18 protein-coding genes are annotated in these 19,240 nt (G+C 61.9%); 9 read left to right on the top strand and 9 right to left on the bottom strand.

Annotation, left to right across the window (positions count from 1 at the left end; all coding sequences use genetic code 11):
* Positions 1-28: 28 nt before the first annotated feature.
* Complete coding sequence (locus tag B7O88_RS10215) at positions 29-808, bottom strand: exodeoxyribonuclease III (RefSeq protein WP_088275762.1); 780 nt, start codon at positions 806-808, stop codon at positions 29-31.
* Between the two features lie 203 nt (positions 809-1,011).
* Here B7O88_RS10215 and pyrE point away from each other — a divergent pair, with 203 nt between their 5' ends.
* Together pyrE and B7O88_RS10205 are read left to right on the top strand one after the other, a co-directional pair.
* On the top strand, positions 1,012-1,656 hold the full coding sequence (gene pyrE, locus B7O88_RS10210) for an orotate phosphoribosyltransferase (RefSeq protein ID WP_088275761.1): 645 nt from the start codon (positions 1,012-1,014) through the stop codon (positions 1,654-1,656).
* Between the two features lie 129 nt (positions 1,657-1,785).
* Complete coding sequence (locus tag B7O88_RS10205) at positions 1,786-2,391, top strand: DUF4124 domain-containing protein (protein WP_088275760.1); 606 nt, start codon at positions 1,786-1,788, stop codon at positions 2,389-2,391.
* Positions 2,392-2,411: 20 nt separating this feature from the next.
* Here the strand turns inward: B7O88_RS10205 and B7O88_RS10200 are convergent, their stop codons facing one another.
* Genes B7O88_RS10200 through coaBC form a run of 5 tightly spaced genes read right to left on the bottom strand, consistent with a single transcriptional unit; the run spans position 2,412 to position 7,993 of the window.
* Positions 2,412-2,873, bottom strand: a complete 462-nt coding sequence (locus B7O88_RS10200) for an acyl-CoA thioesterase (RefSeq protein WP_088275759.1) — start codon at positions 2,871-2,873, stop codon at positions 2,412-2,414.
* The gene (gene argB, locus B7O88_RS10195) at positions 2,873-3,778 is read right to left on the bottom strand and encodes an acetylglutamate kinase (RefSeq protein ID WP_088275758.1); all 906 of its coding nucleotides are present in this window, start codon (positions 3,776-3,778) and stop codon (positions 2,873-2,875) included. Before argB ends, B7O88_RS10200 begins: the two co-directional genes overlap by 1 nt.
* Before the next feature lie 26 nt (positions 3,779-3,804).
* On the bottom strand, positions 3,805-6,273 hold the full coding sequence (locus tag B7O88_RS18285) for a phosphomannomutase/phosphoglucomutase (protein WP_088275756.1): 2,469 nt from the start codon (positions 6,271-6,273) through the stop codon (positions 3,805-3,807).
* A gap of 43 nt (positions 6,274-6,316) precedes the next feature.
* Positions 6,317-6,772, bottom strand: a complete 456-nt coding sequence (dut, locus tag B7O88_RS10185; protein ID WP_088275755.1) for a dUTP diphosphatase — start codon at positions 6,770-6,772, stop codon at positions 6,317-6,319.
* Between the two features lie 9 nt (positions 6,773-6,781).
* On the bottom strand, positions 6,782-7,993 hold the full coding sequence (gene coaBC / locus B7O88_RS10180) for a bifunctional phosphopantothenoylcysteine decarboxylase/phosphopantothenate--cysteine ligase CoaBC (RefSeq protein WP_088275754.1): 1,212 nt from the start codon (positions 7,991-7,993) through the stop codon (positions 6,782-6,784).
* A 143-nt stretch (positions 7,994-8,136) separates the two neighbouring features.
* Between coaBC and radC the strand changes: the two genes are divergently transcribed.
* The 3 genes from radC (at position 8,137) to rpmG (ending at position 9,412) form a co-directional block, all read left to right on the top strand.
* Entirely contained in the window at positions 8,137-8,811 is a 675-nt protein-coding gene (gene radC, locus B7O88_RS10175) for a RadC family protein (protein WP_088275753.1), read from the top strand.
* A gap of 197 nt (positions 8,812-9,008) precedes the next feature.
* A complete protein-coding gene (rpmB, locus tag B7O88_RS10170) occupies positions 9,009-9,245 on the top strand; it encodes a 50S ribosomal protein L28 (RefSeq protein ID WP_088275752.1) in 237 nt (78 codons plus the stop codon).
* Between the two features lie 11 nt (positions 9,246-9,256).
* Positions 9,257-9,412: a 50S ribosomal protein L33 gene (rpmG, locus tag B7O88_RS10165; protein ID WP_088275751.1), complete on the top strand. Its 156-nt coding sequence runs from the start codon at positions 9,257-9,259 to the stop codon at positions 9,410-9,412.
* A 94-nt stretch (positions 9,413-9,506) separates the two neighbouring features.
* Here the strand turns inward: rpmG and B7O88_RS10160 are convergent, their stop codons facing one another.
* The gene (locus B7O88_RS10160) at positions 9,507-10,397 is read right to left on the bottom strand and encodes a peptidoglycan DD-metalloendopeptidase family protein (protein ID WP_088275749.1); all 891 of its coding nucleotides are present in this window, start codon (positions 10,395-10,397) and stop codon (positions 9,507-9,509) included.
* A gap of 87 nt (positions 10,398-10,484) precedes the next feature.
* Positions 10,485-11,669, bottom strand: coding sequence for a delta-9 fatty acid desaturase DesA (gene desA, locus B7O88_RS10155; protein WP_088275748.1), 1,185 nt, complete (start codon positions 11,667-11,669; stop codon positions 10,485-10,487).
* Positions 11,670-11,818: 149 nt separating this feature from the next.
* On the opposite strand from desA, the gene B7O88_RS10150 reads away from it, so the two are divergent.
* On the top strand, positions 11,819-14,083 hold the full coding sequence (locus B7O88_RS10150) for a putative bifunctional diguanylate cyclase/phosphodiesterase (RefSeq protein ID WP_088275747.1): 2,265 nt from the start codon (positions 11,819-11,821) through the stop codon (positions 14,081-14,083).
* Positions 14,076-14,759, top strand: a complete 684-nt coding sequence (locus tag B7O88_RS10145) for a cupin domain-containing protein (RefSeq protein WP_235005774.1) — start codon at positions 14,076-14,078, stop codon at positions 14,757-14,759. The genes B7O88_RS10150 and B7O88_RS10145 overlap by 8 nt, the downstream gene beginning before the upstream one ends.
* Here B7O88_RS10145 and B7O88_RS10140 read toward each other — a convergent pair.
* Positions 14,736-15,533, bottom strand: coding sequence for an undecaprenyl-diphosphate phosphatase (locus tag B7O88_RS10140; RefSeq protein WP_088275746.1), 798 nt, complete (start codon positions 15,531-15,533; stop codon positions 14,736-14,738). The two genes, B7O88_RS10145 and B7O88_RS10140, sit on opposite strands and share 24 nt — an antisense overlap.
* 178 nt (positions 15,534-15,711) lie before the next feature.
* Between B7O88_RS10140 and B7O88_RS10135 the strand changes: the two genes are divergently transcribed.
* Both B7O88_RS10135 and B7O88_RS10130 read left to right on the top strand, forming a co-directional pair.
* Positions 15,712-16,731 (top strand): cyclase family protein, encoded by a 1,020-nt coding sequence (locus B7O88_RS10135; RefSeq protein WP_200818447.1) that lies wholly within the window; start codon positions 15,712-15,714, stop codon positions 16,729-16,731.
* Between the two features lie 238 nt (positions 16,732-16,969).
* Complete coding sequence (locus B7O88_RS10130; RefSeq protein WP_200818448.1) at positions 16,970-19,114, top strand: methyl-accepting chemotaxis protein; 2,145 nt, start codon at positions 16,970-16,972, stop codon at positions 19,112-19,114.
* Positions 19,115-19,240: the final 126 nt, after the last annotated feature.

The following is a 19,240-nucleotide window of genomic DNA, read 5'->3' as shown; positions in this document are numbered from 1 at the left end:
CGGCCACCCGCCTTGCATCTGCTGCGCCTCAGATGCTGAGAGTCCAGTCGTAGTCGATAATCACCGGTGCGTGCTGCGAGAAGCGCACATTGCGCGGAATCTTGGCCTGTTTGACGAAGCGGCGCAGCCCCGGGGTCAGGAACTGGTAGTCGAAACGCAGACCAAGATTGAGGTTTTCCGCCTGCTCGCTGTTCGGCCACCAGCTGTACAGCTCGGATTCGCGGGTGACTTCGCGCAGCGCATCGACGTAGCCCATGTTGCCGAAGATCTCGTCCATCCAGGCGCGTTCGGGCGCCATGAAACCGGGCTCGTTCTGACAGTCACGCCAGTTCTTCACGTCCAGCTTGAGATGGGCAACGTATAGCGAGCCGCAGTAGATGAATTCGCGGCGCTTGCGACGCTGCTTGTTCAGGTAGTTGGCGAAGTCTTCCATGAACTTGAACTTCTGGTTCAGGTCCGCATCGCCGTCGCGGCCGGATGGCAGCAGCAGCGAGCCGATGCTGAGCTTGTCGAAGTCGGCCTGCATGAAGCGGCCGTAACGGTCGGCAGATTCAAAGCCCAGACCCATGATGATTGCCTTGGGCGCCGTGCGGGTGTAGATCGCAACGCCACCCTGGGACGGGGTTTCGGCTTCGAAGCAGTACTGCCAGTAGCCATCCAGCCAGTACGGGTCCTGCTCCAGCTCGGGGGCGGTGACGCGGATGTCCTGCAGACAGATGACATCGGCATCCTGGGTGCGCAGCCAGTCAAACAGGCCACGCTCGGCGGCGGCCTTTACTCCGTTGACGTTGAGACTGATGATTCGCATGCATGGTCCCCCAAAAAACCAGCGTGTATGATACCCGAGCTTGAGGGTCTGTTGTAGTTTCGTTAACCCGCTGGGTGCAGCCGGTAAAGCTGCCGGGCAGGAAACGAGACGTCTGGTTTGGTCATTCCGGACAGGCGACGAGTGTCGCCGGATGACCCCGGCGTCAGCAGCCCCCGGTCCTTTTGTTAATGATGAGGGTGTAGATGCACGAATATCAGCGGGAGTTCATTCGGTTTGCGCTGGATCGCAATGTCTTGCGATTTGGCGAGTTCACTCTCAAGTCAGGGCGCAAGAGTCCGTACTTTTTCAATGCGGGCCTGTTCAATGATGGCGCCTCACTGAGTCGACTGGGCCGCTTCTATGCCCAGGCCCTGGTGCACAGCAGCCTGCCGGATGTCGACGTCATTTTCGGGCCCGCCTATAAAGGTATCCCGCTGGCGGCGGTGACCGCTGTCGCACTGGCCGACAGCTTTGACCGCAATCTGCCCTACTGCTTCAATCGCAAGGAAGCCAAGGATCACGGCGAGGGCGGCTCGCTGGTGGGCGCGCCGCTGGAAGGCCGCGTGCTGATTATCGATGACGTGATCACTGCCGGTACGGCGGTACGTGAGGTCATGCAGATCATTCGCCAGGCTGGAGCCACTCCGGCAGCGGTCATGATCGCACTGGATCGCCAGGAGCGCGGCCAGGGCGAACTGTCCGCCATTCAGGAGGTTGAGCGTGACTTTGGCATTCCGGTGATCAGCATTGTCAGCCTGAATCAGGTGATGGCCTTCATCCAGGATGATCCGGAGTTGCAGCAGTATTTACCGGCCGTACAGGCCTATCGCGCCGAATACGGAATCTGATCACAGTCTCGCCTGCGCGCGGAGGATGGATTAACGGTTTGGCGTCTGCGGTCGATATACTGCCAATTGGCCATCTGGCCGGCATTGATGTTCGCAAGGAACGCTGGAACGGACGAGGAGCCGCCTGCGATGAAACGGATCTTGAGCTGTGTTGCACTGACCTTGACGGTACTCCCTTTGTCGGGGGTTGCCGAAGAGCTGTACCGCTATACCGACGATAACGGTGTGGTGGTGCTCGACCGTCAGGTGCCGCCCCGTTTCATTGCCAACGGTTACGAGGTGCTGGACAGCAATGGCCGAGTCAAGCAGGTGATTCCGCCGGCGCCGACCGCCGAAGAGCGTCAGGCGCAGCGACGAGAGCAGGAAGCCCGCAGGAAACAGGATGCCGAAGACGCTACCCTGCTGCGACTTTACAGCAGTGTCGCCGACCTGGATCGGGCTCAGGCGCGCCAGTTGCAGCAACTGGACAACCAGATTGCCGTCGCCCGGGCCAATATTGCCGAGCTTCAGGTGGAGCGCGAAACGTTGCGCTCGCAGGCCGCTGATCTTGAGCGGGCCGGACGCAAGGTGGAGCAGGGGATTATTGACCAGTTGGCGACAGTGGATGCCGAAACCCGTCGGCAGCAGCAGCGAATTGAGCGCACTCAGGCTGATATCGAGGCGGTCAAGGCAGACTACGCCAGCCAGCGAGCACGTCTGGCTGTTCTGCTCGGTGTGGAGCCGGCTGCCCGGTAGCAGCTGGCCCCTGGCTGTGTTCAGCCCTGAATGGCCGCGCCGGACTCCGCCGGAAGGCAATGTTCGAAGGCGCGCACTGCCGCCTTGAATGCTTCCGGAATGGGCGTTGGCCGACGTGTCTGCTGATCGGCATGCACATAGACAATCTCGCCGCTGACCAGCAGGCTGTCCTCCCGATAGATTCCCACCAGAAAGGACATGCTGGAATTGCCGAAGCGCGAGACCCGCAGATGAATATCCAGCAGATCATCGAACAGCGCTGGTGCCTTGTAGTCGAGTAGCGTTCTGGCGGCAAAAAACTCGCTGCCATCCAGCCCTTCGCCAGGCTTCACGCCCGCGGCGGCGCGCAATGCCCGGTAGTACTCGGTGACGCCAACGTCGGCAAAGTTCAGGTAGTGGCCGTTGAAGACGATGCCCTGAGGGTCCGCTTCAGACCAGCGCACGCGCAGCGGCGTGCTGAAGCGGAAGTCGGCCTTGTCCATTACTCGCTCCGTGCCTGATTGGTGATCAGGGTGCCTACGCCGGTGTCTGTGAACAGTTCCAGCAGCACTGCGTTGGGTACTCGGCCGTCGACGATGATGGCACTGCCGACACCACCCTGAACCGCATCCAGCGCGCAGCGAATCTTCGGCAGCATCCCGCCATAGATAGTGCCATCGGCGATCAGCGCATCAACCTGGGCGGTGCTCAGGCCGGTCAGCACCTTGCCTTCCTTGTCCATCAGTCCGGCGATGTTGGTCAGCAGCATCAGCTTTTCGGCGCCCAGCGCTTCGGCGACCTTGCCGGCCACCAGGTCGGCGTTGATGTTGTAGGAGGCGCCATCGGTGCCGACTCCGATCGGCGCGATTACCGGGATGTAGTCATCGGAGACCAGCCGGTTGATCAGGTTGGCGTTGACGCTGGAGACCTCGCCCACATGCCCGATGTCGATGATCTCGGGCTTGTCCATGCCGGGGGTGTGACGGCTGACTTTCAGCTTGCGGGCCTTGATCAGACCGGCATCCTTGCCGGTCAGGCCGATGGCGCTGCCGCCATGCTGGTTGATCAGGTTGACGATGTCCTTGTTGACTTGGCCGCCAAGGACCATCTCGACCACATCCATGGTCTGGCTGTCGGTCACCCGCATGCCTTCGATGAACTGGCTTTCGATGTTCAGTCGCTTGAGCAGATCACCGATCTGCGGGCCGCCACCATGCACCACCACCGGATTGATGCCGACCGTCTTCATCAGCACGATGTCGCGGGCAAAGCTGTTTTTCAGCTCATCGTTCTCCATGGCGTTTCCGCCGTACTTGATGACGATGGTTTTGCCGGTGAAGCGCTGAATGTAGGGCAGAGCTTCGGTAAGAACGCGTGAAACCTGGGCGGCGGCGTCGCGACTCAACATGGTGGTCTGGTGTCTCCTGTGGTAATTCAGAACGTAGGTTGCAGGTCAGGGGCAATGCTTAACAGCTGGGAGCGGAACAGGTCCTGCACGCGGATCAGTTCGTCTTCGCTGTCGGCCTCGAAGCGCAGGACCAGCACCGGCGTGGTGTTGGAGGCGCGAATCAGGCCCCAGCTGTTGGCGAAGTCTACACGGATGCCGTCGATGCTGGTGACCTCGCCGTCGCCCCAGTTACCCTTTGCTGTCAGCGCCTCGATGATCTGGAACTTGCGTTCCTCGCCGACCGTAAGGTTGATTTCCGGGGTGCTGATGCTGGCCGGATAACGGGCCATCACCTGATCGGCGCTGTCGGGCTGCAGCGACAGCAGCTCCAGCAGGCGGCAGGCGCTGTAGAGACCATCGTCAAAGCCGAACCAGCGTTCCTTGAAGAACAGGTGGCCGCTCATCTCGCCGCCGAGCAGGGCGCCGGTCTCTTTCATCTTGGCCTTGACCAGTGAGTGTCCGGATTTCCACATGATCGGGCGGCCGCCGGCGCGGCTGATGACCTGCGGCAGCTGGCGTGAGCATTTGACGTCAAAGACGATATCGGCGCCGGGGTTGCGGGTGACGATGTCCTCGGCAAACAGCATCATCAGTCGATCCGGGTAGATCATCTCGCCGCTGTTGGTGACAAAGCCGAGGCGGTCGGCATCGCCGTCAAAGGCAACGCCGAGATCGGCGCCTTCGCGCTGCACGGTCTCGATCAGCGCGGTCAGGTTCTCCGGTTTGCCCGGATCCGGGTGGTGGTTTGGGAACAGGCCGTCGACGTCGCAGTACAGAGGAACCACCTCGCAGCCGATCCCTTCCAGCAAGCGTTCGGCAATCACGCCGCCGACGCCGTTGCCGCAGTCGACCACCACCTTGAGCGGTCTTGCGATCAGGACGTCTTCAACGATGTGGTTCAGGTAGTGATCGAGTATCTCGAGGCTGCTGCGGCTGCCGCTGCCGCTCAGCAGCTGGTTCTGCTGCAGGCGACGGTGCAGCGCGGTGATCTGCTCACCGGACAGGGTTTGCCCGGCGATGACGATCTTCAGGCCGTTGTAAGCCGGCGGGTTGTGGCTGCCGGTGATCATCACGCCGGAGCTGGCGTCGGTGGTGTTGGTCGCGAAGTAGACAACCGGCGTCGGCACCATGCCAAGGTCGGCGACCTGACAGCCGCTGTCGACCAGGCCCTGAATCAGCCGCTCGCTCAGCGCCGGGCCGGACAGGCGACCGTCGCGGCCAACCACAACCCGTGGCTCGCCGGCGTCGAGCGAGGCGCTGCCGATGGCGCGACCCAGCCAATAGACACCGTCTTCGGTCAGGCTTTTGCCCACAACACCGCGAATGTCGTAGGCGCGGAAGATTTCAGCCGGCAGCTCGGGGATGCTGGCGTGTTGTGTGCCGCTATCGGCGTCGGGTATCTGCATGTTGAAGGGGTCGTCTTCCAGGATGTCGATATCAAGCACGTCGCCGTCCGGCAGTGGCGACGTGGCTGGCTTCGCCGGCGGGCTGTCCGGGTTGCCTTCGGGTGTGCTGCCGCTTTCGGGCGCGCGCTTGAGCAACTGCTGAATGTTGTTCGGCAGTGGCTCCAGCGGCCCCAGCTTAATGCTGTGTGCCTTGTGGCCAAGGGTCAGCTGGGTCAGGGTGCTGGCGTCGGCGCGCAGGGCACTGCTCCAGCTGCGTTGCAGCAACAGCAGCCCCAGCAGGCTGCCTAGCAGCGCAACCAGACCGGCTGTGGTCAGCATCAGCCGATTTGGCGTGCTGGCCGAGACGGCCGGTCCCGGGCGGAATTCCAGGCGCCAGGCGGGGTTATCGGTTTTCAGGGTAAGCGCGTTGCCGCCACCCTCGCCGCGTTGCAGCAGAACCTGTTCCGGGGCGTTGGGGAACTGTTGTACAAGGCGAACCTGACCCGTTTCAGGAGGCAGCTCCGGCAGGGTTGCGGTGATTCGGGACAGCTTCATCACCGTGGTCAGGGTGCCGCCGATCGGAGCATTGTCGGAGGCGCGCAGCGGCTCGACGCCGTAGATCAGCCACTGGTCGCCGACCTTGTGCGCTTCCACTGGTACGCTCAGCCCTTGCTCGGCACGGCGAATCATGTCCAGCGCAGCAAAATTCAACGGCGCCTGGTTGTCCTCGATGCGTTCTGCACGGCCGTTGGCGTTGGTGTAGATCGCCAGCGTGTCCGCACCGTGATAGCGCAGCAGGCGTTCCAGCGGGCTGCTCAGCGACACTTGCAGTTGCGGATTGGCGGCCAGACGGGTGAGGTCCCGGTCCAGCTGGGCCATGCTCTGGTTGAGCGCGCTTACCTGCTGCTGCGCGTAGCTGGATACCAGTTCGTCAGTACGCTGCGCGGCATAGTCGGTTACCGCCAGCCAGAGTACGGCTGCCGCCGCCGCGATTCCGGTAAGGCTCAGTGCAATCGGCAGTCCGACGCTGGGCAAGCCCGGTTTGCTGCTGGTTTTTCGGGTCAGTTTCATTGTTATTTCTGAGCCTCCCTGCACCGACACGCCGATTGCGCGATCAGTGGCTTCCTGTGTGACCGAATCCGCCAGCACCGCGCTGGCTATCATCAAAACTGTCGACAATCTGCAGTTGTGCCTGCAATACCGGGACCAGCACCAGCTGTGCGATGCGCTCGCCGGGGTTGATGGTAAAGGCACTGCTGCTGCGGTTCCAGCAGGACACCATCAGTTGGCCCTGGTAGTCGGAGTCGATCAGGCCCACCAGATTGCCCAGCACTATTCCGTGCTTGTGGCCCATACCTGAGCGGGGCAGGATCATTGCCGCCAGCCCCGGGTCGGCAATATGAATCGCCAGCCCGCTTGGCAGCAGCTCGGTCTGGCCCGGCGCAAGGGTCAATGGAGCATCCAGCATGGCGCGCAGGTCCAGTCCGGCGGAGCCGTCGGTGGCGTAGGCGGGCAGCGGCCACTCGGTGCCGAGGCGGGGGTCCAGTACTTTGGCTTGCAGCGCGTGCATCAGGGCTCCTCAGTGGCGGTCCAGGCGGGTGGCCAGACGGCTGATCAGGTCACGGGCCAGTTTCTGTTTGCTGGCCTGCGGCAGGTGGGTGCTGGTCAGATCCCGATCAATCAGGGTGACCGCGTTGTCATCACTATTAAAACCGATCCCGCTCTGGCTGACATCATTGGCGATGATCAGGTCGAGATTCTTGCGCTGCAGCTTGTCGCGGGCGTAACCGAGTACATCCTGTGTTTCTGCAGCAAAGCCGACGCAAAAGCCCGGGCGCTCGCTGTGGCTGGCCAGGGTGGCGAGAATGTCGGGGTTGCGCACTAGCGTCAGGGTCATGCCGTCGTCGCTGCCCGGTGTCTTTTTCAGTTTCTGCTCGGCGCAGGCATCTGGTCGATAGTCGGCAACGGCTGCCGAGGCAATGAACAGATCTGCCGGCAGGGCGGCCAGGCACGCATCAAGCATCTGTTGTGCACTGACGACGTCGACTCGCTGAACCCGTGCCGGTGTCGGCAGATTGACCGGGCCAGCCACCAGGGTGACCCGAGCGCCCGCTTCGGCGGCTGCTTCGGCAAGGGCGAAGCCCATCTTGCCGGAGCTGTGATTGGAGATATAGCGCACAGGGTCGATCGCTTCCCGGGTCGGGCCGGCGTTGATCAGGATGTGGCGGCCGGCAAGCAGGCCGCGCTCGAAACATTCGGCGGCCCGCGCCGCGATGTCGGTCGGTTCCAGCATGCGACCGGGACCAACGTCGCCGCAGGCCTGACCACCGTCACCGGGACCAAACACCTTTACGCCGCGCTCCAGCAGCAGCGCCAGGTTGTGCTGGGTTGCCCGGTCGCGCCACATTGCCTGATTCATCGCCGGGGCAATGGCAACAGGCGCATCGGTAGCCAGGACCAGCGTGGTCAGCAGATCGTCACCACGGCCCTGGGCCAGGCGGGCCATCATGTCGGCGGTTGCCGGAGCAATAAGCACCAGGTCGGCCCAGCGCGCCAGCTCAATGTGGCCCATCGCGGCCTCGGCGGCGGGGTCCAGCAGGTCGCCGTGTACCGGGTGCCCGGACAGCGCCTGCAGGGTCAGAGGGGTAATGAACTCGCGGGCCGCGTTGGTCATGACAACACGTACCTCGGCGCCGGCGTCGCGCAGGCGTCTGATCAGCTCTGCACTTTTATAGGCAGCGATGCCACCACTGACACCAAGCACCACCTGCTTGTTAAATAGCGACTGCATTGTGAACTTCCCCTCATGCTGCGGGCGGGGCTGTGCGGGCCCTGCGAAATGCCCGCTACGATAGCACAGCGGTGGATGCCGCGCGCCTGCGAGCGAGGGGGTCGCAGGTGTTCAGGGACGGTCCGAGGGTGCGGAGAGGGAGTATGGCGATAACCGATTGGCCCGAGGCTGAGCGGCCCCGGGAAAAACTGTTGGCGCAGGGTGCCGGGGCGTTATCGGACGCCGAGCTGCTGGCGATTTTTCTGCGTACCGGCCTGCCCGGCTGCAGCGCTGTGGACTTGGCTCGGCGGCTGCTGGCCGGCTTCGGCAGCCTGCGCGCGTTGCTGCAGGCGGATCTGTCCACGTTCTCGGCCCACGCCGGGCTCGGGCCGGCCAAGTATGCGCACTTGCAGGCGGTACTGGAAATGGGCCGACGCCACCTGTTCGAGGATCTGAAGCGGGGCGATGCGCTGACGTCGCCGGGCACGGTACGACAGTTTTTGCGCAGTCGTCTGGCAGCGCTGCCGCACGAGGTCTTTGCCTGCCTGTTCCTGGACAGTCAGCATCGGGTGATTGCGTTCGAGGAGTTGTTTCGCGGCACTATCGACAGTGCCAGTGTTTATCCGCGCGAGGTGCTCAAACGGGCGCTGGCGCTCAATGCTGCGGCGCTGATTCTGACCCACAACCATCCGTCGGGCGTGGCAGAGCCCAGTCAGGCGGACCTGCAGCTGACCCGGCGCCTGCGCGACAGTCTGGCGTTGCTGGATATCCGCGTACTCGACCATCTGGTTATCGGTGATGGCGAGCCGGTTTCCATGGCCGAGCGGGGGCTGTTGTAAGGCTGGTAATAATTGCGCGCAGAATGAAAAAGCGTTGCTTGCAGGCACGCATTTTGGTATAAAGCTCCGCTCTTCTCGGGGCTGCGCCTGTTTAGCGTGTTTCAGGCAGGTTAAATCCACTCGCCCCGGCTGGACAACAGATTCTTTTATGGCTTCCAACCAGTTCGGGTTGGGCAAGTGGTTGGAGAGGGTTAACCATGTCTCGAGTATGTCAGGTGACCGGTAAGGGTCCGGTTACTGGGAACAACGTTTCCCACGCTAACAACAAAACCAAGCGTCGTTTTCTGCCTAACCTGCAGTACCATCGTTTCTGGGTTGAGTCGGAAAAGCGTTTCGTCCGTCTGCGCACTACTGCCAAGGGCATGCGCATCATCGACAAGCGCGGTATTGACGCGGTTCTGGCCGAAATCCGCGCCCGCGGCGAAAAAGTCTAAGGAGCATCATCATGCGTGAATTGATTCGTTTGGTGTCCTCTGCCGGTACTGGTCACTTCTACACTACCGACAAGAACAAGCGCACCACTCCCGACAAGATCGAAATCAAGAAATTCGATCCGGTCGCGCGTAAGCACGTGACCTACAAGGAAGCCAAGATCAAATAAGATCTTCGCTTGCTGTCAAAAAACCCGCCTTGAGCGGGTTTTTTGTTGTCTGTGATTCAGGGTCCGGCGAGCGAGGTGTCAACAGACCTCAAGCTCAGGGTTCGCCGCCGATAGCAAAATTCGGCAGGCTGTCGACCGGCTGGGCAAACTCGAAGGGGATGGACACCGTCTGCAGGCCGACATTCTTCTGCACTACAAAGTGCAGGTGCGGGCCGGTGCTGTTGCCGGTGTTGCCCGATAGCGCCAGCAACTGACCGGGATGGACTCGCTGTCCCTCGCTGACCTGAACTGAGCCGCGCTTGAGGTGCAGGTACACACCCATGGTGCCGTCATCGTGCAGCAGGCGCACAAAGTTGCCCGAGGGGTTGGTGCCGCGGCCGGTCTGGTTGTTTTCGATCTTCACCACCTGGCCGGCGCGGGCCGCCACAATGGGGGTGCCAACCGGCATGGCAATGTCGAAGGCATAGCGGCCCTTGGGGCCGGTATGGCTATAGCGGCCGCCCGGGCCCTGGGTCATGCGGAACGGGCCGCCGCGCCAGGGCAGAGGATAGTGGCTCAGTGACTGCTGCGCGCGCGGGTCGCCAAGGGCGTGTTCCAGCCGGTAGTCATAGTGCGGCTCGCCGTTGTCGGTGGGTTGCAGGGTCACGAGGCGGATTTGCTGGCGTGGTGGTAACACCCAGTTGATCGGGGCGGCGGGCACGCCAGTCACGTTGCGCGCGTTGCTGATGCTCAGGCGAACTTCGACCGGGGCGAACAGGTCATTGTGAACAATCAGGGTTTCACCGCCGGCGTGGCGCTGCTTGGTGACGTAGACCTCTCGATCGACGTTCTCGACCATGGCGTCACGGAAAACGATGACCTCGGCACCTTCGACTTTCCGGTCGGTATAGGTCGTGACACCGTTGGCGTCGGTGTATTTGTAGATATTGCCGGCCAGCAGCAGAGGGCTGGCCAGCAGCAGGGTCAATGGCAGTAAGGCTCGCATCCGCTGCTACCTGTCTTGTTCGTGCTGGCAGAGGCTGAGTCTAGCGCCTTGTGCGGATCATGGCGAGCCGCACAAGGACGGCTCTATTCAGGCCATATTCGGTCGCAGCGAGTAGCTGCGCAGGTGCCAGGCAAAATCCTGCAGTGCCTTGATGCCACTTTCCTCTGCCTGATGACACCAGTCTTTCAGTGCCTGCAGCATTTCGTGGCTGTTGGCGCTGGTACGTCCCCAGATCTGCTGCAGCGCAAGGCGCTTCTCGTAGATCACCTTGAGCGCCTGGCTGTGATCCAGCATGGCCTGGATGCGTGCCTGATGCCTGTCGTCCAGCAGGCTGGTTTCGCGACTGAGCAGGCGTTTGGCGCGGCGGAACAGATGGTGCATCGAGGCGTCGAGACGGGCTATCTCGCTGCGCACCAGCGGCTTGATCACATGCTTGCGGTACTGCGCCATGATCTGGAAGCGGTTGTTGAGAATCGCCATGGCGGTGTCCATGTCCAGCGTCTGCTTGCCGCGAATCTTGTGGGCGATCGGCGCGGTACGGCGCACTTCAGCCAGACCCAGCAGGCTGAACAGGCGAATCCACATCCAGCCCATGTCGAATTCCCACTTTTTGACCGACAGCTTGGCCGAGTTGGGATAGGTATGGTGGTTGTTGTGCAGCTCCTCGCCGCCAATCAGAATGCCCCAGGGCAGCAGGTTGGTGGCAGCGTCGCGGCATTCGAAGTTGCGATAGCCGACGGCATGGCCCAGGCCATTGATCACGCCGGCGGCCAGCACCGGAATCCAGAGCATCTGCACTGCCCAGACGGTAATGCCGAGCACCCCGAACAGAGCGATGTCGATCAGCGCCATCAGGGTGACGCCGGCCAGCGGGAAGCGCTGGTAGAGGTTGCGTTCGATCCAGTCATCCGGGCAGTTTTTGCCGTAGATGCGCAGCGTCTCTTCGTTTTTTGCCTCTTCCATGTACAGCTCGGCGCCCTTGCGCAGCACGGTCAAAAGCCCCTTGTGCACCGGGCTGTGCGGGTCGTCAGGGGTTTCGCACTTGGCGTGGTGCTTGCGGTGAATGGCGGTCCATTCGCGGGTGTTCATGCTGGTTGTCAGCCACAACCAGAAACGGAAAAAATGCTTGAGCGCCGGGTGCAGTTCCAGCGAGCGGTGCGCGGAATAGCGATGCAGGTAGACTGTGACGCTGACGATGGTGATGTGGGTCAGGACCAGAGTGGCCGCCAGCAGCTGCCACGCCGACCAGTTGAGAATGCCGTTGTACCACATAAATCTGCTTTACCTCGTTAGAATACGCGGGCAAAAGCCCGTTTCCCGGTGATTATGGACCAACCGATGTGTGATGAACATGACCGCGGGTCGCTCCGCACCACCTGCTATAGTTTCCGAATGTTGATGAACTGCTCCGGAAAACCGGTATGAGATCCAGCGCTGGCGCCCTGACGGTGGCCCTGTCCTATGTCGTCATGGCCACGGCCTGGATCCTGTTCAGCGATAGCCTGCTGCAGTTGCTTGATCCCGCGCTGCAGGCGCGGTTGCAGAGCATCAAGGGCACGGCCTTTGTGCTGGTGACCGGCACTGGGCTGTATTTTCTCGTGCGTTACCACCTGCGTCGTCGGCGCCAGCATGAAGAGGCGCTCAGGCGCAGTCAGGAGCGCTTCAATCTTGCCCTGATAGGGGGCAACGATGGTCTCTGGGACTGGGATATCGCCAGTGGCGAAATGTATGTCTCGTTGCGCGGTCGGGAAATTCTCGGACTTGCCCAGCAGGGCGCCTTGCTCCCGGACTGGCTGGAGTTGCTGTATCCCGAGGACCGCGAGCTGGCCCGCCGGGAGCTGGTGCGCCATCTGCGTGGGGACTCCGAGCGCCTGGATGTCAGCTATCGGATTAGCCGGCAGGATGGCAATCGCTGGATTCAGGTCGGCGGCAAGGCGGTGCGCGACGAAAGCGGCCGCGCCGTGCGGCTGGTGGGCATGCTGCGTGATGTCACCGAGCAGATTGACCGCGAACAGCGCCTGCGCCAGGCCGGTGTGATGTTCGACTGCACCAGTGAGGGGATGCTGATCTGTGACGTCGATCAGACCATCCTGGATGTCAACAATGCCTTCTGCAAGATCACCGGTTACGAACCCTCCGAGGTGATTGGCCGGCAGCCGCGTATGCTTGCCTCCGGCCGTCATGATCGCACCTTCTATCGTCAGCTCTGGCAGCAATTGCATGCCACCGGGCGCTGGTCCGGGGAAGTCTGGAATCGGCGCAAGAACGGCGAAATCTATCCGCAATGGCAGAACATCATCAGCGTGAAGGACCACCGTGGCGAGTTGAGTCATTATGTGGCGGTGTTTGCGGATATGAGCGTGATCAAGCGCAATCAGCAGGAAATCGATTATTTGGCGCACCACGATCCGCTGACCAAGCTGCCCAACCGGCTGCTGCTGAACGAACGTCTGAGCACCGCCATTGCCCGCTCCCGTCGACAGGAAGGAGGGCTTGGGCTGCTGTTTATCGATCTGGATCGCTTCAAGGGTGTCAACGATAGCCTCGGACACAGCGCTGGTGACCAACTGCTGCAGCTGGTCGCCCAGCGGGTGCTGCAGGTATGCGAGGAGAGCGACACGCTGGCCCGGCTCAGCAGCGACGAGTTTGCCCTGCTGCTTGAGCGCGATGTATCGGCAAGCCAGATGGGCAAGCTGGCCGAGCGCATCCTGCGCCTGCTGCAGAAGCCGTTTGAGCTGTCGGGCCAGGTGCTGCACATGAGCGCCAGTATCGGTCTGGCGCTGTTTCCGCAGGATGGCCGGGATGGGGCCGAACTGCTGAAAAATGCCGACTCTGCCATGTCGCTGGCCAAGCAGCGGGGGCGCAACGGTTATGCCTTCTACACCCAGGAGCTGACCGAATTGGCGCGTCGCCGCCTGAGTCTGGAAACCGACCTGCACGAAGCGATCAGATACAACCAGCTGCGTGTGTATTACCAACTGCAGAAGGACTTGCGCAGTGACTGCTTTGTCAGCCTCGAAGCGCTGGTACGCTGGCAACATCCAACCCAGGGGCTGGTAGCTCCCAACGAGTTTCTGCCGGTCGCGCGCAACGCCGGTCTGATGAGCGATATTGATGAGTACGTACTCAATGAGGCCTGCCGACAGTTGCGGTCCTGGATGGATGCTGGCTATCCGCTGAAGACCGTTGCGGTCAACATGTCCGGCTACTGGATGGAGCGCGGTGATGTGTTTGGTAGTGTGTCTACGGTGCTCAGACGCTATGGACTGCCTGCGGAGTGTCTTGAGCTGGAGGTAACCGAAGACGAGGTCATGCACTTCAATGCAGCGGGCGTCCAGCTGCTGGATCGACTGTCGGAGTTGGGAGTCGGCCTGGCAATCGATGATTTTGGCACCGGCTACTCGTCGTTGCTGCGGCTCAAGCGCATGCCGGTCAACAAGTTGAAAATTGATCGCGGCTTTGTCTCCGACCTGCCGGGCAGTGACAGTGACAGCGCGATGGCGCGCGCCATCATCGCGCTCGGCAAGAGCCTGCAGCTGAAAGTGATTGCCGAGGGTGTGGAAACCGAGGAGCAGGAAGCCCTGTTGCGCGGCCTTGGTTGCGATATGGGACAGGGGTACCTGTTCAACCGTCCGTTACCGGCCGACGAAATCGAGAAGCTGTTGGGAGAGCCTGCCCATGACTGAATTTCAGCCGCTGCGCATGGACCGTCGACTGCCCTGTCGCGTCGGCCCGCAGGATCAGCACTGGCAGGCGGCGCCGCAAGCGCCGATCAGGCGCTGGCAGCTGGAGCGTGAGGCACCGGAGAGCGGACAGGTAACCAGTCTGGTGGAGTATCTGCCGGGTGCACGTTTCCCGGTTCATCGGCATCCGGCCGGAGAAGAGATTCTGGTGCTGGACGGCGTGTTCAGCGATCAGTCGGGTGATTATCCTGTCGGCAGCTATCTGCGTAGCCCGGCGGGGTCAGAGCATGCGCCTTTTTCGCAGCCGGGCTGCCTGATTTTCGTCAAGCTCAATCAGTTCGCCGGGGACGATCAGGCAACCGTGCGTCTGACCGCTGACAGCGCGAACTCGGTGATCTTTTGTTCCAGTGTCAGCGGCAGCTTGCTGCACCAGCACGGCTGCGAGCGGACCTGGCTGCTGGATTGCCGGGCCGGGGCGGAGCTGCGCTGGCAGGGAGACCCGGCGGGTGAGCTGCTGGTGGTCAGCGGTTGCCTCGCCGAGGCGGGGCAGACTCACCGCGCGTTCAGCTGGTTGCGAGATACCCGCCTGGGCGAGCTGGGGCTGCGCGCCGCCGAACCAAGCCGGCTGTTGCTCAAGTTCGGTGCGTTGCGCGGGTTACAGGAAGACCCAGAGCAGTAGCACGCCCAGCACAATGCGGTAGATCACAAAGGGCTGCATGCCGATCCGCTTGATGAACGCCAGGAAGTAGTGGATGCACAGGTAGGCGCTGATACCGGACAGCAGCACACCGGCGGCCATGTGCAGCCAGTCGACGGCAACCTTGCTTTCGATCAGCTCGATGGTTTCCAGCCCGCAGGCCAGTACGATCACCGGAATCGACAGCAGGAACGAGAAGCGCGCCGAGGCTTCGCGGCTCAGGCCCAGCATCAGCGCGGCGGTCATGGTGATGCCGGAGCGCGAAGTGCCGGGAAACAGCGCCAGCGCCTGCGCGCAGCCGATGAACAGCACATCCTTCCAGGTCATCTGGTGCTCGCTGCGGCTGCCGCGGTGGCGCCAGTCGGCCCAGCCCAGCAGCAGGCCGAAGGCAATCAGGCCGATCGACAGATAGATGGGCGAGCGCAGCACGGTCTCGATCGTGTCTTTGAGCAGCAGCCCTGCCAGCCCTACGGGAATGGTACCGAGGATCACCGCCCAGGCCAGTCTTGCGTCGTCATCCAGCTGGCGGGTGGTCAGTGAGCGGCCCCAGCTGACAGTCATGCCGAGGATGTCGCGGCGGAAGTAGATCAGCACGGCGGACAGGCTGCCCAGATGCAGGGCAACGTCAAAGGCCAGCCCCTGATCGGGCCAGTCGGTCAGCACCGGCACCAGAATCAGGTGGGCCGAGCTTGATACCGGCAGAAATTCGGTGATGCCCTGAACAATTGCCAGAATGAAAACCTGCAGCCACTCCATCGTCAGCCCGTGCTCCGCTAGTTGAAAAGGCGCAAGTAAAGCACGCCGGACGGTGCTGGCGCGACCCTCGTTGCGATTATGCGCTGCCAACACCGGTAATGATTCGTGTGGCAGACAATGGTTCACCGCGCGGTTGTCATGTCATTGTCGGATGACGCATTACAACAAGGAGAATCACATGCGTTGGCAACATCGACCCGAGGGCTCCAACTGGGGCGATTTTGGTCCGGACGACGAACTTGGCCGTCTCAATCTGCTGACCCCCGAGAAGGTGCTGCAGGGCGTTGCAGAAGTGCGCGAGGGGCGCAGCTTCTGCCTCAGCCTGCCGCTGGACTATCCCGGCGGTAATGCCCTCAACCGCCTGCGTCACCCGCCCAGACGCTTTACCGCCGGGCGTGCCGACAAGCTCAACTACAACTTCGAGCTGCAGCGCCTGAATCCGAGTTTTACCGACGTGGTCAGCGACGATGCGGTATTGCTGTTTACCCAGTATTCAACCCAGTGGGATGCGCTCTCGCACGTGGGCGGGCTTTTTGACGCCGACGGTGACGGGGTGGCCGAGCCGCTGTATTACAACGGCTGGAAGGCGGGCGAGCATATTTGCGGGCCTTCCGGTCACGAGGACGCGCTGGAGGGCGTAAACGCCACGCGGCTGGGCATCGAGAAGATGGCCGAGACGGCGGTGAGTGGTCGCGCTGTGCTGATTGACCTGGAGCGGCACTGCGGTCGGGAGCGGGTGCTGGTCGACTATGCACGGCTGCAGCAGATCATGCAGGCGGACGGCGTGGTGGTGGAACCGGGGGACATGGTTTGTCTGTATACCGGGTTCGCCGACGTGATTCTGGAGATGGACCGCCAACCCGACGCGGCGCGACTGGCATCCAGCTGCGCGGTGCTCGACGGCCGTGATCCGGCGCTGCTGCAGTGGATTACCGATAGCGGCCTGAGCGTGCTGATTGCCGACAACTACGCGGTTGAAGCCTACCCGGCGCGTGAGGGGCAGGGCTGCTGTGCTGCTTTGCCGCTGCATGAGCATTGTCTGTTCAAGCTGGGCGTACATCTGGGGGAATTGTGGTATTTGACCGAGTTGGTCAGTCACCTTCGTGCCAGTGGGCGCAATCGCTTTCTGCTGACCGCGCCGCCGTTGCGATTGCCTGGCGCTGTGGGGTCACCGGTATCGCCGGTTGCACTGGTCTAGTGCTCATAGCACGCGGAGAAGGCCGGGCAATCTCGCGAAAACCCGACCATTCGGACAGGTAGTGATCGCTATTGGTGCGTGCGCGCAATTAAGGGGCGAATGCTGCTTTATCGTGGTGCGTGCCTGATGGCGGTGCAGTCATCGTGCCCATACGCGAGCTGCATGATGACGTGGTGCCATGCTTTATGGTGTGAATATTGCTTCGGGCCTGGTTCGACTGAAGCTGGAGATTGCCACCATGAGCCTGAAAAGCGACCAAATGAACCTGTCAGTGTCGGAGCGGCGGTGGCTCCCGTGGTTCGGGCCAGCCGGTAAACTCGCCATGGGCTGGGCCTGCCGGGTCAACCGCAACCGTTACGGCCAGCTTGAGTCCATTTTCGACAGTCTTGCCGCAACAAGGGTGCGGTTGTTGCAGCAATGGTGCGACAACCAGTGGGCAGGGCTGCAGGGCATTGGTCAGCAGCTGAGCGACGGCGGTGCCGAGGCGAGCGAGGCACAGTTGCGTAAACTGCGCAGCAAGCTGCCGGATGCCTCCGAGCTGCTGCTGCTTGGTGCGGACGGTACCGCGCTGGCCAGCAGCGCCGGTCAGCTCAGCGACTTGCAGCTTGATGCCCAGGCGGTGCGGGCGGGGCTGCAGCATCGTTTTTTGCACGGGCCGTACGCCGATCAGCGAACCCTCAAGTTGGGGCCCTCTACTTCCAGCTTCCACGATGCCGTCACCCTGATGTTCTATTTGCCATTGCACGGCCCGAACGGCGAGTCGCTTGGTTGCCTCTGTGCACGGATACCCAACGATGTGCTGGGTGATCTGATCCAGCGTGAGGCCGGACATATCTATCAGGAGTCGGGTGACAACTACATCTTCATGGTCGAGTCACGCTTCAATCCCTCGATTGAGCCGGGCCGTGCGTTGTCTCGCTCGCGCTTTGAAGACAACACCTTCAGCCACGGCGATAACCTCAAAAGCGGGATCAAGACCGCCTGGGGCACGGTCAGCGTGCGCGAGCACACCGAGTTCGAGGTTCGTTTTACCGATCCGGCTACCGGCCAGCTGCATCCCGGCGTGCGAGAGACTATTCGCAAGGGCGAGAACACCTACGTCAAATACCCCGGTTACTCCGACTATCGTCACATTCCGGTAATAGGCAAGGGTGTGACCTTCAGTCTGCCGGGCTCGCCCGACCGCTGGGGCATGATGTGCGAAGCAGACCTGGAAGAGGTCTACCGGTACCGCTCACTCAGCTACAACCTGATGAAGGATTTCTGGATTCTTGCCGCACTGGTCTTTGTTGCCCAGCTGGGTTTCGATCTGATCGGTCTGGATGGCTGGCCAGCGCTGGCCGCTCACGTTGGCGTGCTGGGTCTGGCGGGCCTGTGGTTCTGGCACAGTGCCACGAACAAGCTGGCGCGTCGGCTGGGCCGCATGACTGAAATCATCCGCAATATTGCCGAAGGCGAGGGCAACCTCAGTCAACGCATGGATACCAGCCGCCTGGTGCCGGATGAGACCGGCGAGCTGGGCCGCTGGATCAACAGCTTTATCGACAACCTCGACACTATTGTTGGTCGGGTCAAGCAGGCCAGCCGCCATGCGCTGCAGAACAGTGAGCAGATGCTCGGGCGCAATCAGCAGGCCAGCGATACCGCAGAGGAAGTGACCTGCAACATCCAGCAGATGCTCGGCATGATCGAGGCGCAATTGCAGACAGTCAACGCGGCCTCGGAAACCGCAGCGCAGATGAAGGTCAATATGGCCTCCGTGGTCGAGGCTGCGCGCGCCCGGCTGGATACGGTGACCAGCGGCACCCGCAAGATTCGCGATATCGTCGAGAGCTCGGCGGCCAGTGTGCAGGTGCTGGACAATCGCACCGGCGATATCGTCGGCATGGTCTCGCTGATTACCGACATTACCAGCCAGACCAATCTGCTGGCGCTCAACGCCGCTATTGAGGCCGCCCGTGCGGGCGAGCATGGGCGTGGTTTTGCGGTGGTGGCGGACGAGGTCAGGGCGCTGGCAGCTCGAACCGCCAAGGCCGCCGACGAGATCAGCCAGGGGATTACCAGCATCCGCGATGCAACCCGGGAAACCGTGGTGGTGATGGAGCGCGGTGTCGCTGATGTAGACCTGCAGCTGCAACAGGCGGCCAGCGCGTCGGATGACAATGACTTGCTGTACCAGACCGTCGAGGAGCTGTTCGAGGTGATCTCGGTGATGGATACCAACAGCAAGGAACACGGTCGTCAGGCCGGCCACGTGGCTGAGGCGACGCGCTCAATGAGTCAGGTCATTACCGCACTGCGCGCCAGCTCGGGGCAGGTCAAGGAAACCGCGTCGCGGCTGCACCAGCTGTCGGATACGTTTCAGGTCAGTGCCGACCGCTAGGCCAGCGTTGCTGGCCTGGCGGTAGCTGCAAGCTTCAAGCCGCAAGCTACAAGCAAAGGCAAACCCCAGGCACGTGCTGGTCTGGGTGTTTATTGCAGCTTGTAGCTTGAGGCTGTTTCTAAAACC

Source organism: Halopseudomonas aestusnigri (assembly GCF_002197985.1).
In the GTDB taxonomy this organism is placed as follows: domain Bacteria; phylum Pseudomonadota; class Gammaproteobacteria; order Pseudomonadales; family Pseudomonadaceae; genus Halopseudomonas; species Halopseudomonas aestusnigri.
The sequence above is the reverse complement of the archived record's forward strand: the minus strand, read 5'-3'. Positions and strand labels throughout refer to the sequence as shown.

What these genes read in the sequence shown, in the direction of transcription:
- B7O88_RS10205 (WP_088275760.1), top strand. Translation starts at nt 1,786, where the DNA reads ATGAAACGGATCTTGAGCTGTGTTGCACTGACCTTGACGGTACTCCCT.
- rpmG (WP_088275751.1), top strand. Translation starts at nt 9,257, where the DNA reads ATGCGTGAATTGATTCGTTTGGTGTCCTCTGCCGGTACTGGTCACTTC.
- B7O88_RS10150 (WP_088275747.1), top strand. Translation starts at nt 11,819, where the DNA reads ATGAGATCCAGCGCTGGCGCCCTGACGGTGGCCCTGTCCTATGTCGTC.
- dut (WP_088275755.1), bottom strand. Translation starts at nt 6,772, where the DNA reads ATGCACGCGCTGCAAGCCAAAGTACTGGACCCCCGCCTCGGCACCGAG.
- B7O88_RS10140 (WP_088275746.1), bottom strand. Translation starts at nt 15,533, where the DNA reads ATGGAGTGGCTGCAGGTTTTCATTCTGGCAATTGTTCAGGGCATCACC.
- desA (WP_088275748.1), bottom strand. Translation starts at nt 11,669, where the DNA reads ATGTGGTACAACGGCATTCTCAACTGGTCGGCGTGGCAGCTGCTGGCG.
- B7O88_RS10160 (WP_088275749.1), bottom strand. Translation starts at nt 10,397, where the DNA reads ATGCGAGCCTTACTGCCATTGACCCTGCTGCTGGCCAGCCCTCTGCTG.
- pyrE (WP_088275761.1), top strand. Translation starts at nt 1,012, where the DNA reads ATGCACGAATATCAGCGGGAGTTCATTCGGTTTGCGCTGGATCGCAAT.
- B7O88_RS10145 (WP_235005774.1), top strand. Translation starts at nt 14,076, where the DNA reads ATGACTGAATTTCAGCCGCTGCGCATGGACCGTCGACTGCCCTGTCGC.
- argB (WP_088275758.1), bottom strand. Translation starts at nt 3,778, where the DNA reads ATGTTGAGTCGCGACGCCGCCGCCCAGGTTTCACGCGTTCTTACCGAA.
- radC (WP_088275753.1), top strand. Translation starts at nt 8,137, where the DNA reads ATGGCGATAACCGATTGGCCCGAGGCTGAGCGGCCCCGGGAAAAACTG.
- B7O88_RS10130 (WP_200818448.1), top strand. Translation starts at nt 16,970, where the DNA reads ATGAGCCTGAAAAGCGACCAAATGAACCTGTCAGTGTCGGAGCGGCGG.
- B7O88_RS10200 (WP_088275759.1), bottom strand. Translation starts at nt 2,873, where the DNA reads ATGGACAAGGCCGACTTCCGCTTCAGCACGCCGCTGCGCGTGCGCTGG.
- B7O88_RS10135 (WP_200818447.1), top strand. Translation starts at nt 15,712, where the DNA reads ATGCGTTGGCAACATCGACCCGAGGGCTCCAACTGGGGCGATTTTGGT.
- B7O88_RS18285 (WP_088275756.1), bottom strand. Translation starts at nt 6,273, where the DNA reads ATGAAACTGACCCGAAAAACCAGCAGCAAACCGGGCTTGCCCAGCGTC.
- coaBC (WP_088275754.1), bottom strand. Translation starts at nt 7,993, where the DNA reads ATGCAGTCGCTATTTAACAAGCAGGTGGTGCTTGGTGTCAGTGGTGGC.
- B7O88_RS10215 (WP_088275762.1), bottom strand. Translation starts at nt 808, where the DNA reads ATGCGAATCATCAGTCTCAACGTCAACGGAGTAAAGGCCGCCGCCGAG.
- rpmB (WP_088275752.1), top strand. Translation starts at nt 9,009, where the DNA reads ATGTCTCGAGTATGTCAGGTGACCGGTAAGGGTCCGGTTACTGGGAAC.